At 70.8% G+C, this 14,746-nt stretch carries 16 protein-coding genes; 9 read left to right on the top strand and 7 right to left on the bottom strand.

What is annotated here, in order from left to right:
- The first annotated feature begins 7 nt into the window (after window positions 1–7).
- The 6 genes from LGI35_RS09430 (at window position 8) to LGI35_RS09405 (ending at window position 6,022) form a co-directional block, all read left to right on the top strand.
- On the top strand, window positions 8–319 hold the full coding sequence (locus tag LGI35_RS09430; RefSeq protein WP_227293444.1) for an urease subunit beta: 312 nt from the start codon (window positions 8–10) through the stop codon (window positions 317–319).
- Window positions 312–2,033, top strand: coding sequence for an urease subunit alpha (locus LGI35_RS09425; protein ID WP_227293443.1), 1,722 nt, complete (start codon window positions 312–314; stop codon window positions 2,031–2,033). The genes LGI35_RS09430 and LGI35_RS09425 overlap by 8 nt, the downstream gene beginning before the upstream one ends.
- A gap of 17 nt (window positions 2,034–2,050) precedes the next feature.
- Window positions 2,051–2,725 carry an urease accessory protein UreF gene (locus LGI35_RS09420; RefSeq protein ID WP_227293442.1) on the top strand — a complete coding sequence of 225 codons (675 nt, stop codon included), beginning with the start codon at window positions 2,051–2,053 and terminating at the stop codon, window positions 2,723–2,725.
- A 59-nt stretch (window positions 2,726–2,784) separates the two neighbouring features.
- The gene (gene ureG, locus LGI35_RS09415) at window positions 2,785–3,462 is read left to right on the top strand and encodes an urease accessory protein UreG (protein ID WP_227293441.1); all 678 of its coding nucleotides are present in this window, start codon (window positions 2,785–2,787) and stop codon (window positions 3,460–3,462) included.
- Entirely contained in the window at window positions 3,459–4,214 is a 756-nt protein-coding gene (locus LGI35_RS09410; RefSeq protein WP_227293440.1) for an urease accessory protein UreD, read from the top strand. Before ureG ends, LGI35_RS09410 begins: the two co-directional genes overlap by 4 nt.
- A 296-nt stretch (window positions 4,215–4,510) precedes the next feature.
- The gene (locus tag LGI35_RS09405; protein WP_227300255.1) at window positions 4,511–6,022 is read left to right on the top strand and encodes an alpha/beta hydrolase; all 1,512 of its coding nucleotides are present in this window, start codon (window positions 4,511–4,513) and stop codon (window positions 6,020–6,022) included.
- A gap of 94 nt (window positions 6,023–6,116) precedes the next feature.
- Here LGI35_RS09405 and LGI35_RS09400 read toward each other — a convergent pair whose 3' ends face one another.
- Window positions 6,117–6,839, bottom strand: a complete 723-nt coding sequence (locus LGI35_RS09400; RefSeq protein ID WP_227293439.1) for a lysophospholipid acyltransferase family protein — start codon at window positions 6,837–6,839, stop codon at window positions 6,117–6,119.
- A 189-nt stretch (window positions 6,840–7,028) separates the two neighbouring features.
- On the opposite strand from LGI35_RS09400, the gene LGI35_RS09395 reads away from it, so the two are divergent.
- Window positions 7,029–7,439 carry an SSI family serine proteinase inhibitor gene (locus LGI35_RS09395; RefSeq protein WP_227293438.1) on the top strand — a complete coding sequence of 137 codons (411 nt, stop codon included), beginning with the start codon at window positions 7,029–7,031 and terminating at the stop codon, window positions 7,437–7,439.
- 37 nt (window positions 7,440–7,476) lie between these two features.
- Here LGI35_RS09395 and LGI35_RS09390 read toward each other — a convergent pair whose 3' ends face one another.
- The 5 genes from LGI35_RS09390 to LGI35_RS09370 form a co-directional block, all read right to left on the bottom strand.
- Window positions 7,477–7,635, bottom strand: coding sequence for a hypothetical protein (locus tag LGI35_RS09390; protein WP_100597532.1), 159 nt, complete (start codon window positions 7,633–7,635; stop codon window positions 7,477–7,479).
- An 84-nt stretch (window positions 7,636–7,719) separates the two neighbouring features.
- Complete coding sequence (locus tag LGI35_RS09385) at window positions 7,720–8,670, bottom strand: cytochrome c oxidase assembly protein (protein WP_227293437.1); 951 nt, start codon at window positions 8,668–8,670, stop codon at window positions 7,720–7,722.
- Window positions 8,671–8,773: 103 nt separating this feature from the next.
- Window positions 8,774–9,799, bottom strand: coding sequence for a 6-phosphofructokinase (locus LGI35_RS09380; RefSeq protein WP_227293436.1), 1,026 nt, complete (start codon window positions 9,797–9,799; stop codon window positions 8,774–8,776).
- A gap of 143 nt (window positions 9,800–9,942) precedes the next feature.
- Complete coding sequence (locus LGI35_RS09375; RefSeq protein ID WP_116500181.1) at window positions 9,943–10,671, bottom strand: type 1 glutamine amidotransferase; 729 nt, start codon at window positions 10,669–10,671, stop codon at window positions 9,943–9,945.
- Between the two features lie 23 nt (window positions 10,672–10,694).
- Window positions 10,695–11,933, bottom strand: a complete 1,239-nt coding sequence (locus LGI35_RS09370) for a Mur ligase family protein (RefSeq protein WP_227293435.1) — start codon at window positions 11,931–11,933, stop codon at window positions 10,695–10,697.
- A gap of 141 nt (window positions 11,934–12,074) precedes the next feature.
- On the opposite strand from LGI35_RS09370, the gene def reads away from it, so the two are divergent.
- Complete coding sequence (gene def, locus LGI35_RS09365; protein WP_227293434.1) at window positions 12,075–12,629, top strand: peptide deformylase; 555 nt, start codon at window positions 12,075–12,077, stop codon at window positions 12,627–12,629.
- Between the two features lie 10 nt (window positions 12,630–12,639).
- On the opposite strand, the gene LGI35_RS09360 is transcribed toward def, so the two are convergent.
- Window positions 12,640–13,296 (bottom strand): TetR/AcrR family transcriptional regulator, encoded by a 657-nt coding sequence (locus tag LGI35_RS09360; protein ID WP_227293433.1) that lies wholly within the window; start codon window positions 13,294–13,296, stop codon window positions 12,640–12,642.
- A gap of 164 nt (window positions 13,297–13,460) precedes the next feature.
- On the opposite strand from LGI35_RS09360, the gene LGI35_RS09355 reads away from it, so the two are divergent.
- Window positions 13,461–14,690, top strand: a complete 1,230-nt coding sequence (locus LGI35_RS09355) for an acyl-CoA dehydrogenase family protein (protein ID WP_116500184.1) — start codon at window positions 13,461–13,463, stop codon at window positions 14,688–14,690.
- Window positions 14,691–14,746 lie beyond the last annotated feature (56 nt).

Genomic DNA, 14,746 nt, shown 5'->3' with positions numbered 1-14,746 from the left:
CGCTTCCATGATTCCCGGAGAGATCCTGTTCGCGGACGAGCCCGTCGTGTTCAACGAGGGCCGCGAGGTCACCCGTCTGACCGTGCTCAACGCCGCCGACCGGCCCGTCCAGGTCGGCTCCCACTATCACTTCGCCGAGGCCAATCCCGGTCTGGAGTTCGACCGTGCCGCAGCGCACGGTCTGCGACTCAACGTCGCCGCGGGGACCGCCGTGCGCTTCGAGCCCGGAATCCCTGTCGACATCGAACTCGTGCCCCTGGCCGGCCGGCGCATCGTGCCCGGACTGCGGGGCCGGACCGGAGGTGCCCTCGATGGCTGAACTCTCCCGCGCCGCCTACGCCGACCTGTTCGGCCCCACCACGGGCGACCGCATCCGCCTCGCGGACACCGACCTGCTGATCGAGATCGAGGAGGACCGCTCCGGCGGCCCCGGACTCTCCGGTGACGAGTCGGTGTTCGGCGGCGGCAAGGTGATCCGCGAGTCCATGGGGCAGTCACGCGCTACGCGCGCAGACGGCGCCCCCGACACCGTCATCACCGGCGCCGTGATCATCGACCACTGGGGCATCGTCAAGGCCGACATCGGTATCCGGGACGGCCGGATCACCGCGATCGGCAAGTCCGGCAACCCGGACACGATGGACGGTGTCCACCCCGACCTCGTCATCGGCCCCGAGACCGAGATCCTCGCGGGCAACGGCAAGATCGTCACCGCCGGGGCCATCGACACCCACATCCACTTCATCTCGCCGACCATCGTCGACGAGGCGCTCGCCTCCGGTGTCACCACGCTCATCGGCGGCGGCACCGGCCCGGCCGAGGGCTCCAAGGCGACCACGATCACCCCTGGTTCGTGGCATCTTGCCCGCATGTTCGAGGCGATGGAGTCGAGCCCCGTCAACATCGGCTTCCTCGGCAAGGGCAACACCACGTCCGCCGAGTCGATGTACGCCCAACTGCGCGCGGGCGCCGTCAGTTTCAAGATTCACGAGGACTGGGGCGCGACCCCCGCCGTCATCGACGCCTGCCTGAACGTCTGTGAGGACACCGGCGCGCAGCTCGCCGTCCACACGGACACCCTGAACGAGGCGGGCTTCGTCGACGCCACCTTCGACGCCGTGGCCGGCCGCACCCTGCACGCCTTCCACGTCGAGGGCGCGGGCGGCGGACACGCACCCGACATGATCACGGCCGTCTCGCTGCCCAACATGCTGCCGAGCTCGACCAACCCGACACGGCCGCACACCGTGAACACCGTCGAGGAACACCTCGACATGCTGATGGTCTGCCACCACCTCAACCCGGCCGTCCCCGAGGACCTGGCCTTCGCCGAGTCCCGGATCCGGCCGACCACCATCGCGGCCGAGGACGTCCTCCACGACATCGGCGCCATCTCGATCATGTCCTCGGACTCCCAGGCGATGGGCCGCGTCGGCGAGGTCGTCCTGCGGACCTGGCAGACCGCGCACGTCATGAAGCGCCGACGCGGCCAACTGCCCGGCGACACCCGCGCCGACAACCGGCGCGCCCGTCGCTATGTCGCCAAATACACGATCAACGCGGCCGTCGCACAGGGCGTCGACCACGAGATCGGCTCCGTCGAGACCGGCAAGCTCGCCGACCTCGTGCTCTGGGACCCCCAGTTCTTCGGCGTCAAGCCGCAGCTCGTCATCAAGGGCGGCCAGATCGCATACGCTCAAATGGGTGACGCCAACGCGTCCATCCCCACGCCGCAGCCCGTCCTGCCCCGCCCCATGTTCGGTGCCCACGGCAGGGCTCCCGCCTCGAACTCGTTCTTCTACGTGACGCAGACCGCCCTCGACGACGGTCTGCCCGAACGTCTCGGTCTCGACAGGAAGTTCGTGCCGATCCGCTCGACGCGGGGACGCACGAAGGCGGACATGCGGGAGAACGACGCGCTGCCGCGGGTCGAGGTCGCCCCCGACAGCTTCGCCGTCACCATCGACGGCGAGCTCGTCGAGCCCGCGCCCGCCGCCGAACTGCCGCTCGCCCAGCGGTACTTCCTGTTCTGACGGGTCGAGAAGAAGTCATGACACGAGCCGCACTGCTCGTCCTGGCCGACGGCCGCTTCCCCGCCGGTGGGCATGCCCACTCCGGCGGGGCGGAGGCCGCCGTCAAGGCGGGACGCATCACCGGGGCGGCGAGCCTGGAGGAATTCTGCCGGGGCCGTCTGCACACCACAGGACTGGTGTCGGCGTCCCTGGCGGCCGCCGCCGCGCTCGGCCTCGACCCGGTCACCCTGGACGAGGCCGCTGACGCCCGTACGCCGTCGCCCGCCCTGCGCACCGCGGCGCGCAGGCTCGGCAGACAGCTCATGCGCGCCGCGCGCGCGGCCTGGCCGCATCCCGAACTCGACGCGCTCGCCGGGCGGTTCCCCAAGGGGGCGCACCAGCCGGTGGTCCTCGGCCTCACCGCGCGGGCCGCGGGCCTCGGCCCCGTCGACGCCGCGTACTGCTCCGCGTACGAGAGCGTCAGCGGGCCCGCCACCGCGACAGTCAGGCTGCTCAGCCTCGATCCGTTCGACGCGACGGCGGGGCTCGCGCGTCTCGCGGACGACATCGACCGCGTCGCGACGGCGGCCGCCGAGGCGGCGGCACGCGCCGTCACCGAAGGGGTGGATTCACTGCCCGCGGCGTCCGCGCCGCTCCTGGAGGTGGGGGCCGAGGCCCACGCGGCCTGGGCTGTTCGCCTGTTCGCGTCGTAGGACGTGAACAGGCGCCCCAGGGCGCCCCGTCCTCCCCACAGATCGATTGGAGTAACACCATGCACCTCGACCACTCGCACGACGGCCCCGCCGCGGTCAGCGCCGACGCCCGCCGTCCCGACGGCACGCGCCGCGCCCTCCGCATAGGCCTCGGCGGCCCCGTCGGCTCCGGGAAGACGGCGACCGTCGCCGCGCTCTGCCGCGCGCTGCGCGACGAGCTGTCCCTCGCCGTCGTGACGAACGACATCTACACGCGTGAGGACGCCGAGTTCCTGCTCCGCGAGGCCGTGCTGCCGCCCGAGCGCATCACCGCCGTGGAGACCGGCGCCTGCCCACACACCGCCATCCGCGACGACATCTCCGCCAACCTGGAGGCCGTGGAGGACCTGGAGGACGAGGTCGGGCCGCTCGACCTGATCCTCGTCGAGTCCGGCGGCGACAACCTCACCGCCACGTTCTCGCGCGGCCTCGTCGACGCGCAGGTCTTCGTCATCGACGTCGCCGGCGGCGACGACATCCCGCGCAAGGGCGGCCCCGGCGTCTCCACCGCCGACCTGCTCGTCATCAACAAGACGGACCTCGCCCCGTACGTCGGCTCCGACCTCGCCCGGATGTCCGCCGACGCCAAGGCGCAGCGCGCCGAACTCCCCGTCGTCCTCCAGTCCCTGCGCTCCGCCGACGGTGTGCGCGAGGTCGCCGACTGGGTGCGCGGACAGCTCACCGTGTGGACGGCATGACAGCGGGCGTACGCTCCACGGCCCGCATCACGGCGAGCGACGACGGCCGGGGCGGCACCTGTCTGCCCGTCCTCGACGGAGAGGGCTCCCTGGCCCTGCGCCGCATCCGCTCGACCGGTCCCGACGCGCGCGTCATGCTCGTCGGCGCGATGAGCGGGCCGCTGGGCGGCGATCACATGAGTGTCGAGGCGCATGTGACGGCCGGTGCCTGCCTGCGCATCGGGTCCGTCGCCGCGACGATCGCCCTGCCCGGCCAGGCCAAGGGCGAGGCGCGCTACGACGTCCGTCTCACGGTCGACGACGGGGCCGAACTGCACTGGCTGCCCGAGCAGTTGATCTCCGCGTGCGAGAGCGACCTGCGCGTCACCACACGGGCCGAGCTCGCCCCGGGCGCTCGGCTCGTACTGCGGGAGGAGCAGGTGCTCGGCCGCACCGCAGAGGAGCCCGGCCGGCTCACCAGCCGGCTCACCGTCCACCGGGCGGGCCGGCCGCTGCTCGACCAGGAGCTGGCCTGCGGTCCGGGCGCACCGGGCGGCTGGGACGGCCCCGCCGTGCTCGGGGGACACCGGGCGCTCGGTCAACTCGTGCTCGTCAAGCCTGAGTTCGAGAAGGACAGGCCGCCGCCCGCACTGCTGGGCGAGAACGCCGCGCTGACGCCGCTCGCCGGGCCCGCTGTGCTGGTCACGGCCCTCGCGTCCGACGCGCTGCGGCTGCGCGGAACACTCGACGACGCCCTGCGTCGCCTGGCCTGAGCGACAGCCCGAGGGGGCCCGGCCGGTCCGCACCAAACGACCGTACGGGCCCATTCCGCTCACCGGGACGAGTTATACCGTTTATCGGATTGGTAAAGAACGTCAACTGTCTCTGTTGTCAGGGACGGTGCAGGCGCAAGGATCCCCGTACTGATCGAGAACCCGATCGAAGTAACGATCGAATCGATGTACGGAGGCCTCAGTTGAGACGGACTCGACTTACCAGTCGAAGCAGCCGGACGGCGGTGATCGGCTCCGCCGGAACCCTGGTGGCGGCGACCCTGATTGCCGGAGCGATGGCGGCGCCGGTGGCGAGCGCGGACTCCCGGACCGGCCAGGACCGTGAGGCCCGCGGTGCGGCCGTCGCGGCGGACCGTGCCGCCAAGGCCGGCATCGACTGGAAGGACTGCCCCGCCGACTGGGGCATAGCCAAGCCCATCCAGTGCGGCTGGGTGACGGTGCCGCTCGACTACGCGAAGCCGTACGGCAAGCAGATCAAGCTGGCCGTCGACCGCATCGGCTCCACCGGCACCAAGGACGAGCGCCAGGGTGCCCTCGTCTACAACCCGGGCGGCCCCGGCGGCTCGGGCATGCGCTTCCCGGCGCGCGTGACCTCCAAGAACCCGCTGTGGACGAAGACTTCGAAGGCGTACGACTTCGTGGGCTTCGACCCGCGCGGCGTCGGTCACTCCGCGCCGATCTCCTGCATCGACCCGCAGGAGTTCGTGAAGGCCCCCAAGGCCGACCCGGTCCCCGACTCCGAGGCCGACAAGCTCGCCCAGCGCAAGCTCGCCAAGGAGTACGCGGACGGCTGCGCCGAGCGGAGCGGCGACATGCTGCCGCAGATGACCACGCCGAACACCGCGCGCGACCTCGACGTCATCCGCGCCGCCCTCGGCGAGAAGAAGCTCAACTACCTGGGCGTCTCCTACGGCACGTACCTGGGCGCCGTCTACGGCACGCTCTTCCCGGGCCACGTCCGCCGCATGATCGTCGACAGCGTCGTCGACCCGTCGCGCGACAACATCTGGTACGAGGCCAACCTCGGCCAGGACGTCGCCTTCCAGGGCCGCTGGAACGACTGGACGTCGTGGGTGGCGAAGAACGACGCCTCCTTCCACCTCGGTGACACGCAGGCCAAGGTCGAGGCCCAGTGGCTGAAGCTGCGCGCCGCCGCCAAGAAGAACCCCATCGGCGGCGTCGTCGGCCCCGCCGAGCTGATCGGCTTCTTCCAGAGCGCCCCGTACTACGACTCGTCGTGGGTGCCGGTCGCGCAGGTGTGGAGCAAGTACGTCGCCGGGGACACCCAGGCGCTCGTCGACGCCGTGGCCCCCGACATGTCGGACACCGCGGGCAACGCCTCGTCGGAGAACGGCAACGCGGTCTACACGGCCGTCGAGTGCGCCGACGCCAAGTGGCCCACCAGCTGGAACAAGTGGGACCGCGACAACACGCGTCTGCACAAGGACTATCCGTTCATGACGTGGGCGAACGCGTGGATGAACCTGCCGTGCGCCACCTGGCCCACCAAGCAGCAGACCCCCGTGAACGTGAAGACCGGCAAGGGCCTGCCCGCCGTTCTGATCGTCCAGTCCACCCGTGACGCGGCCACCCCCTACAAGGGCGCCGTCGAACTGCACCAGCGCTTCAAGGGCTCGCGCCTGATCACCGAGAAGGACGCGGGCTCCCACGGTGTCACCGGCCTGACCAACCCGTGCATCAACGACCGGGTCGACACCTACCTGCTCACCGGCAAGACGGACAGCAAGGACGTGACCTGCACCCCGCACGCCACGCCCAAGCCGTAACCACCGTCCCGCGGTGAACCTGAGACGGCCCGGCCTCCCCAGGGGCCGGGCCGTCTTCATGCCGTCGCCGCCGGGCGCCCGAGCTGCCCCAAGCTCAGCTCAGCGGCATCCGCGGGAACTTCCGTGCCTTCTCCTTGGCCGCTTCGGCCTCGGCCTTGACGTCGGCCGCGTACTTGTCGACGTACTCCTGGCCGGACAGGCCGAGGATCGCGTACATGATCTCGTCCGTGACCGCGCGGAGGATCGCCTTCTCGCCGTCCATGCCCGCGTAGCGCGAGAAGTCCAGGGGCTCGCCGAAGCGGATCGTCACACGGTGGAGGTTCGGGATGACCTGGCCGGGCGGCTGCGCCTCGAAGGTGCCGATCATCGCGCAGGGGATCACCGGGACCTGCCCCTTGAGGGCCATCGCGGCCACACCGACCTTGCCCTTGTAGAGCCGCCCGTCGTGCGAGCGCGTGCCCTCCGGGTAGATCCCGAGCAGCTCGCCCTTGCTCAGCACACCGACGCCCTCGCGGATCGCGGCCTGGCCCGCCTCCTTGCCGGAGCGGTCCACGGGGATCTGACCGGCGCTGCGGAAGAACGCGGCCGTCAGCCGGCCCTTGATGCCGGGCCCCGTGAAGTACTCCGCCTTCGCCAGGAACGTGATGCGCCGCTTCAGGATGGCCGGCATCAGGAAGTGGTCCGAGAACGACAGGTGATTGCCCGCGACGATCGCCGCGCCCGACTCCGGCACGTGCTCGAGCCCCTCGATGCGGGGCCGGAAGACCAGCCGCAGCAATGGGCCCAGAATCACGTACTTGAGCAGTCGGTAGAACATGCTGGGCCGCCTTCCCCGTGGATCCAGATGCGTGCGCACAGTAACCAATCGGCGGCCCTCGCGCGAGAGCCCGTTCGGACCTCGCCGGACCTCCGGCCGGGGGACCGTACGGCGCGTCCGCTTGGTGGCCGCACGGCGCAGGGAGTGCCCTGGCCTCCCTTCGTCCCGCGCCCTCACCGGAGGTCCCGCATGCGTCCGCACGTTCTCGCCGCCGCAGTCCTCACCGCCCTCGCCGCGGCCCTCACCGCCCTCGCCGCGGCCGGCCCCGCCCGCGCCGCAGCCACCGACCCGCCCGCGCCCCAAGGGGTCTTCCTCACCGTCTCCGGGGACCAGGGCTCGTGGATCCGCGGTGAGCTCCTGCGCTGCGAGCCGGAGGCGTGGGGACACCACCCGCACGCGTCCGAGGCGTGCGGCGCACTCGACAGGGCGCACGGGAACCTGGACGCGCTCGCCGCGGATCCGGAGATGTGCACCCAGGTCTACGCCCCGGTCACTGTCAGTGCGAGCGGCACGTACCGCGGCAAGCAGATCACCTGGCAGAAGACGTACGCCAACGCGTGCACGATGCAAGCGTCGACCGGATACGTCTTCCGCTTCTGAGGCTCGGGACCCGCTCTCGCGCGGCACCGGCCACGCGTCAGGTGCTGCGCGACGCGGCCATCCCGAGGGTGAGCAGACCGAGCACGACCCAGCCGAACCACAGCCAGCCGTTGCTCCCGAGTGCCACCGTGTAGGCCGTCACCGCGACGAGGGCGCCGACGGTGAGCACCCCCATCGTCTTCATCGATCCGGGCATCGCCCGCCTCCTCCCGGCAACCCGGACGGCGCAGCGCCCGGACCACGGCTGAACACCATGGTCACCCCTCAGGGGCGCCCCGCGCTACTGCCCGCGTGTGTTCAGTGAGGCGAGGTACGCGTTGTACGCGGCCAGCTCCTGGTCGCCGTCGCGGTCGGCGGCCCGGTCCTTGCGGCGCGCCTGCCGGTCCTCGGACTTCTTCCACTGGAACAGCAGAGCGAGCAGGACGAGCACCGAGGGCACCTCACTGAACGCCCACGCGATGCCGCCCGCCGCCGTCTGGTCCGCCAGCGCGTCGATCCCGAGCGAGGCCGGCGGGTGCTCGTACGTGCCGATCATCGGCCCGGACGCCATCATCAGCGCGATACCGAAGAACGCGTGGAAGGGCATGCCCGCGAAGAGCTCCAGCATCCGCATCACGTAGCCGGGGCGGTGCGGTCCCGGGTCCACGCCCATGATCGGCCAGAAGAAGATCAGGCCGACGGCGAGGAAGTGCACCATCATGCCGATGTGCCCGACCTTCGAACCCATCAGGGTGTCGAAGATCGGCGTGAAGTAGAGCGCGTACAGGCTCGCGATGAACAGCGGGATCGTGAACGCGGGATGCGTGATGATCCGCATGTACCGGCTGTGCAGGAACATCAGGAGCAGCTCGCGCGGCCCCTTGGCACCGCGCCGCGCCACCGGCATCGCCCGCAGCGCGAGCGTGATCGGGGCGCCCATCAGGAGCAGGATCGGCGACAGCATGCTGATCACCATGTGCTGCACCATGTGCACGGAGAACATGACCATGCCGTAGTCGTTCAGCTTGGTGCACATCACCAGCATCACGGTCAGCACGCCGACGACGAACGACAGCGTGCGGCCCACCTGCCAGCTGTCACCGCGCCGCGCGAGCCGCACGACGCCCCAGCCGTACAGGCCGAGCGCCACCAGGCACCCGATCAGGAAGAAGGGGTCCGCCGACCATGCGAGGCCTCGCCCCAGCGTGAACGGCGGCAGATCCATGTTCATGCCGTGCCCGCTGTGATCCATCCGCCGGCTCCTGATTGGTACTGGTTGTGGGCTGTCTGTCCGCACCAGAGTAGAACTGCCCCCGGTCGCGGCTGCGACCGGGGGCAGACTCTTCAAGCAGGAACTACAGAACGCACTCCGCCTCGGCGTACCGCTCCTGCGGAACCGTCTTCAGCGTCTCCACGGCCTCGGCGAGCGACACCATCACGATGTCCGTGCCGCGCAGCGCCGTCATCATGCCGAACTCGCCGCGGTGCACGGCCTCGACGGCGTGCCAGCCGAAGCGCGTGGCGAGCACCCGGTCGTACGCGGTGGGAGTGCCGCCGCGCTGGACGTGACCGAGGATCACCGGGCGGGCCTCCTTGCCCAGGCGCTGCTCCAGCTCACCGGAGAGCCGCGTGGCGATGCCCGCGAAGCGCTCGTGGCCGTACATGTCCTTGACGCCCTCGTCGAACTCCATGGATCCGGGGGCGGGCTTGGCGCCCTCCGCGGCCACGACGATGGCGAACTTCTTGCCCGCGGAGAACCGCTCGCCGACCTTCGTGGCCAGCTCCTCGATGTCGAAGGGGCGCTCCGGCACGACGATGGCGTGGGCGCCCGCGGCCATGCCCGAGTGCAGCGCGATCCAGCCGGTGTGACGGCCCATGACCTCGACGATCAGGACGCGCTGGTGGGACTCGGCGGTCGTCTTGAGGCGGTCGAGCGCCTCGGTCGCGACGCCGACGGCCGTGTCGAAGCCGAAGGTGACGTCCGTGACAGCGATGTCGTTGTCGATCGTCTTCGGTACGCCGACGATCGGGAGGCCGCTGTCGGACAGGAGGCGGGCCGCCTTCAGCGTGCCCTCTCCGCCGATCGGGATGATCGCGTCCAGACCCAGATCCGCGACATGGCCCCTGGCCCGCTCCACGCCGTCGCGCAGATGCGCGGGCTGGACCCGCGACGAGCCGAGGATTGTGCCGCCGCGGGCGAGGATGCCGCCCACCGCGTCCAGGTCGAGCTTGCGGTAGTCGCACTCCAGCAGGCCCTTCCAGCCGTCGTGGAAGCCGATGACCTCGTCGCCGTGGTCGACGACGGCACGGTGCACGACCGAACGAATCACCGCGTTCAGGCCGGGGCAGTCTCCGCCGGAGGTGAGGACACCAATACGCATAGCCCGAAAACCTTTGCAACGTGGGCCGATGACCGGACCACGTCGTCCGGGCTGGATCCCCGCCACCCTACCGGCGGGAGGGGGCGGGGACGCACCCGGCGTCCGCCTGCTGGACTGCCCCGCTCACTTGTGCGGGAGCGTGATCAGGCGGGCTGCTGAGCCGCCGTGATCCGCTCGTTGCGCAGCGCCTCGTACCAGCGGTCGTCGACCGGCGGCAGCGCGTTGACATCGAGGGCCAGCTTCAGGAGCAGGTCCGCGATCAGCGGGTTGCGGGCGAGGACGGGGCCGTGCATGTACGTGCCGAACACGGTGTCGTTGAACGCGCCCTCCGTGCCGTCACCCGTGCCGTTGCCCTTGCCGATCTGCACGCGGGCGAAGGGCCGCGCCGACGGACCGAGGTGCGTGATGCCCTGGTGGTTCTCGAAGCCCGTCAGCGGGGGGAGCCCCAACTGCGGGTCGATGTCGCCCAGTACGTCGCCGACGCACCGCTCGCCCTCACCACGCGTGGACACCACGTCGAGCAGGCCGAGGCCCTGCTCGCGCTCGCCCAGGTCGTTGATGAACTCGTGGCCGAGGATCTGGTAACCGGCGCAGACCGAGAAGACGATCGCGCCGTTGGCCACGGCCCGCTGGAGACCGCCGTCGCGGCGCAGCCGCTCCGCGGCGAGACGCTGCGGCCGGTCCTCACCGCCGCCGATCAGGTAGATGTCGCCCGAGGTGGGCACCGGCTGGTCGCTGCGCACGTCGAGGCGGTGCACGTCGAGGCGGCGCTGGCGGGCGCGTCGCTCCACGACGAGGGCGTTGCCCTGGTCGCCGTACGTGCTCAGGAGGTCGGGGTAGACCCAGACAAGACGAAGGCCGTTGTCGCTCATGCTCATGAATCCTCTGCGGGGTCTCAGTTGCCGACGCGGCGGCGGACGTCCTGGAACGCGGTGTAGTTGGCGATCAGCTCGATCCGCCCGGGCGGGGCGGACTGCACCGCCTCGTCGACGCTCTCGCAGACCCGGAAGTCCAGGCCGGCGACCTCGAGCCGCACGGCGAGGTCGAGCCTGCGGTCGCCGATCACGAAGATCGGGTGACCGGCCAGACGCGTGTAGTCGACGTCCCACAGCCAGGAGGTGTCGGTGCCGTCGGCGCCGCGCGCGTTGACCGAAAGGATCACCGGAGTGGGCGGCGGGTCGATCAGGGAAAACGTTTCGAGCCAGCCCGCCGGGTTCTTCGCGAGCAGGAGACGCAGGTCACGGCCCAGGAACTGCACGACGTCGTAGCGTCCCGCGACCGCCTGCACCTGGTACATGCGCTCGAGGGCCACCTGGGGCGGCACGCCGAAGCAGGCGGCGACAGCGGCCGACGAGGTCGCGTTCGCCTTGTTGGCGCGGCCGGGGAGCTGGAGGTGGATCGGCCAGGCCGAGCCGTGCGGGTCGAGGACGTAGTCGCCCTGGAGCGCCCAGCTGGGCGTCGGACGGCGGAAGCCGCACTCGCCGCAGTACCAGTCGTCGCCGGGGCGCTGCATCACGCCGCCGCACGACGGGCAGGACCACGCGTCGTCCTTCCACTCCTGACCGGCGGCGACCCACACCACGTTCGGCGAGGAGGACGAGGCCCAGACGACCAGCGGGTCGTCCGCGTTCGCGATGACGATCGCCTTCGAACCGGCCAGGCCCTCGCGCCACTTCTCGGCGAGCATGCGGGTCTCGGCGGCGCGGTCGAGCTGGTCGCGCGAGAGGTTGAGCAGCGCGATCGCCTTGGGCGCGGTGTCGCGGGCGACGCCCGCGAGGTACTTCTCGTCGACCTCGATCACGCCGAACTTCGCGTCCGAGCCGCCGGCGAGCGCCGACGTGATGCCCGCGGGCATGTTCGCGCCGAGCGCGTTCGACACGACGGGGCCGGCGGCGCGCAGGGCCTCCGCGATCAGCCGCGTGGTGGTGGTCTTGCCGTTCGTCGCCGAGACGAGCACCACGTCCAGATGCTGCGCAAGCCGCCCGAGCAGCTCGGGGTCGAGCCTGAGCGCGACCTTGCCGCCGATCACCGATCCGCTGCCGCGGCCCGCCGCGCGGGACACCGCCGCGGCCGCCTTGCCCGCCGTGACGGCCAGCTTGGCCCGCGGAGTCAGCGGCTCCGAGTTGCCTGACATCGTTCTGGATCCTCCTTGCGTACGGCGCCGCGCCTGCCCCCGGCATCGCCTGGTGGAGTCAGCCTATCGAGATCCACCTTTGAGCCCGAACCGCGGCACCACCCCGGATCCGGGGCTCGCCCTGACCGTACCCTTACGGCCATGCGACACGGCTCGATCCCGGGCGCCTCCGGGCGCGTAAGACCCCTGACCCTGCTCGGTGATCCCGTGCTGCACACGCCCTGCGAGGAGGTGACAGATTTCGGGCCCTCGCTCGGCCGTCTTGTGGAAGACCTGTACGCGACGATGTACGCCGCCCAGGGCGTGGGCCTCGCGGCGAACCAGATCGGTGAGTCCGCGCGGGTGTTCGTGTACGACTGCCCCGACGACGAGGACGTCCGCCACCTCGGGCACATCGTGAACCCGCGCCTCGTCGAGGCGGACGGCGTGGTCGTGCGCGGCCCGGAGGGCTGTCTCTCGCTGCCGGGCCTGGAGGCGGGCACGCCCCGCTTCGACCATGTCCTCGTGGAGGGCGTGAACGTGCGGGGAGAGCCCTTGGTCGTGCACGGCACGGGCTGGTTCGCCCGCTGTCTCCAGCACGAGTGCGACCACCTGGAGGGGCGGGTCTACACGGACCACGTCACGGGGTGGCGCCGCCGCAGGGTGCTGCGCCAGGCGGCGCGGGCCCCTTGGGCGACCGGTACGGCGGCGTCCTAGATCCTCCGGGCTAGAACCCCGGCCCGCCCACCTTGTCGCCCGCCGCCGCGAGCCTGCCCCACAGCAGGTCGGCCAGGCTGCTGACCAACTCGCTCCGCGAGCAGGGCCTTTCGCCGAGCCACCAGTCGCCCGCGGCGTGCATCATGCCGACGATTCCGTGGCCCCAGACCCGCGCGAGCTGCTGGCTGCCGGGGCCGAGGTCGACGCGCTCCTCGATGACCTCGGCGAGCTCCTCGCCCATGCGGCGCAGCAGGGGAGCGGAGTGCTTGCCCACGTAGAAGCCCTGCTCGCCCGGCGCTGCGCTCTCGGACACGCTCTCCGAGGGGTGCATGAGGAAGCGGTACACCTGAGGGCTCGCCTCGATCGCCGCGAGATAGGTGTCGAGTGTCGACTCGACCCGCTGCCGGCGCTCGGCCGGGGCGTCGAGCGCGGCCCGCAGCGAGGCGAGCAGCGCGTCGGTGTGGCGCTTGGCGAGCGCGGCGTAGAGGCCGCCCTTGTCGCCGAAGTGCCGGTAGAGGATCGGCTTGGTGATGCCCGCCTCGGCCGCGATGGCGTTCATGGACGCACCGGGCCCGTCGCGGAGCACCACGCGGTCCGCGGCCTCCAGCAGCTCACGCCGCCGGCGCTCGGCAGACGTCTGCTGTTCCGTCCGCTGTGTGGTCTCCATGAGGTTTCTCCCCGCCCGTGCGATGGCCTGACGCACGCGAAACGTAACACTCGACGCCCTGGGGGCATCGAACGGGCTGCCGGGAGTTGACAGGGGCTACTGGCGAGTAACAGACTGCCGTTACCGCAAGTAACGTGTGAAGTGTACGCAGTGCTGGAGGGGTCATGGCCGAGTTCACGATGGATCTGAACGACGAGCAGAAGGAAGTCAGGGACTGGCTCCACGGGTTCGCCGCCGATGTGATCCGTCCCGCGGCCGCCGAGTGGGACGAGCGCGAAGAGACGCCGTGGCCGGTCATCCAGGAAGCCGCCAAGATCGGAATCTACTCCCTGGACTTCTACGCTCAGCAGTTCTTCGACCCGACGGGTCTCGGCATCCCGATGGCCATGGAGGAGCTGTTCTGGGGTGACGCGGGCATAGCCCTGTCGATCGTCGGGACCGGGCTCGCCGCGGTCGGCGTCCTCGCCAACGGCACCGAGGAGCAGATCGGCACCTGGATCCCCCAGATGTACGGCGACGCCAACGATGTCAAGGTCGCCGCCTTCTGCTCGTCCGAGCCGGACGCCGGATCCGACGTCGCCTCCATGCGCACCCGTGCCGTCTACGACGCGGCCAAGGACGAGTGGGTGCTCAACGGCACCAAGACCTGGGCGACCAACGGCGGCATCGCCAACGTCCACGTCGTCGTCGCCGTCGTCGACCCCGAGCTCGGCTCCAAGGGTCACGCCTCCTTCATCGTCCCGCCGAACACGCCGGGTCTGTCCCAGGGCCAGAAGTTCAAGAAGCACGGCATCCGCGCCTCGCACACCGCCGAGGTCGTCCTCGAGGACGTACGCGTCCCCGGCTCCTGCCTGCTCGGCGGCAAGGACAAGCTCGACGAGCGCATGGCACGCGCCCGTGAGCGCGCCAAGGCCGGCGGCGGCGAGCGCGTGAAGAACGCCGCCATGGCCACGTTCGAGGCGTCCCGCCCGGCCGTCGGCGCAATGGCGGTGGGCACGGCCCGCGCCGCCTACGAGGAGGCCCTGGAGTACGCCAAGACGCGTACGCAGTTCGGCCGCCCGATCATCGACAACCAGGGCGTCGCCTTCCAGCTCGCCGACATGCGCACGCAGATCGACGCGGCGCGACTCCTGGTGTGGCGTGCCTCCTGGATGGCGACCACGGGCAAGAAGTTCGAGTCGGCCGAGGGCTCCATGTCGAAGCTCTTCGCGAGCGAGACCGCCAAGAAGGTCACCGGTCAGGCCATCCAGATCCTCGGCGGCAACGGCTTCACCCGCGAGTACCCCGTCGAGCGCATGCACCGCGACGCGGCGATCTACACGATCTTCGAGGGCACCAGCGAGATCCAGCGCCTGGTGATCGCCCGCACCCTCTCGGGTCTGCCGATCCGCTAGCCGAGTCGGCCGGTGCCCTTCGCGCGGCGGAGGGCACCGGCTCCGGCCGTCGTGCC

It is taken from the genome of Streptomyces longhuiensis (assembly GCF_020616555.1).
GTDB lineage: Bacteria > Actinomycetota > Actinomycetes > Streptomycetales > Streptomycetaceae > Streptomyces > Streptomyces longhuiensis.
This window is presented reverse-complemented; position numbering and strand designations above follow the sequence as displayed.

Excerpts from the sequence above, each read along its gene's own strand:
- LGI35_RS09375 (WP_116500181.1), bottom strand. The coding sequence starts at position 10,671 with ATGAGCGACAACGGCCTTCGTCTTGTCTGGGTCTACCCCGACCTCCTG.
- LGI35_RS09425 (WP_227293443.1), top strand. The coding sequence starts at position 312 with ATGGCTGAACTCTCCCGCGCCGCCTACGCCGACCTGTTCGGCCCCACC.
- LGI35_RS09370 (WP_227293435.1), bottom strand. The coding sequence starts at position 11,933 with ATGTCAGGCAACTCGGAGCCGCTGACTCCGCGGGCCAAGCTGGCCGTC.
- LGI35_RS09355 (WP_116500184.1), top strand. The coding sequence starts at position 13,461 with ATGGCCGAGTTCACGATGGATCTGAACGACGAGCAGAAGGAAGTCAGG.
- LGI35_RS09385 (WP_227293437.1), bottom strand. The coding sequence starts at position 8,670 with ATGGATCACAGCGGGCACGGCATGAACATGGATCTGCCGCCGTTCACG.
- def (WP_227293434.1), top strand. The coding sequence starts at position 12,075 with ATGCGACACGGCTCGATCCCGGGCGCCTCCGGGCGCGTAAGACCCCTG.
- LGI35_RS09360 (WP_227293433.1), bottom strand. The coding sequence starts at position 13,296 with ATGGAGACCACACAGCGGACGGAACAGCAGACGTCTGCCGAGCGCCGG.
- LGI35_RS09410 (WP_227293440.1), top strand. The coding sequence starts at position 3,459 with ATGACAGCGGGCGTACGCTCCACGGCCCGCATCACGGCGAGCGACGAC.
- ureG (WP_227293441.1), top strand. The coding sequence starts at position 2,785 with ATGCACCTCGACCACTCGCACGACGGCCCCGCCGCGGTCAGCGCCGAC.
- LGI35_RS09400 (WP_227293439.1), bottom strand. The coding sequence starts at position 6,839 with ATGTTCTACCGACTGCTCAAGTACGTGATTCTGGGCCCATTGCTGCGG.
- LGI35_RS09390 (WP_100597532.1), bottom strand. The coding sequence starts at position 7,635 with ATGCCCGGATCGATGAAGACGATGGGGGTGCTCACCGTCGGCGCCCTC.
- LGI35_RS09380 (WP_227293436.1), bottom strand. The coding sequence starts at position 9,799 with ATGCGTATTGGTGTCCTCACCTCCGGCGGAGACTGCCCCGGCCTGAAC.
- LGI35_RS09430 (WP_227293444.1), top strand. The coding sequence starts at position 8 with ATGATTCCCGGAGAGATCCTGTTCGCGGACGAGCCCGTCGTGTTCAAC.
- LGI35_RS09395 (WP_227293438.1), top strand. The coding sequence starts at position 7,029 with ATGCGTCCGCACGTTCTCGCCGCCGCAGTCCTCACCGCCCTCGCCGCG.
- LGI35_RS09420 (WP_227293442.1), top strand. The coding sequence starts at position 2,051 with ATGACACGAGCCGCACTGCTCGTCCTGGCCGACGGCCGCTTCCCCGCC.
- LGI35_RS09405 (WP_227300255.1), top strand. The coding sequence starts at position 4,511 with ATGGCGGCGCCGGTGGCGAGCGCGGACTCCCGGACCGGCCAGGACCGT.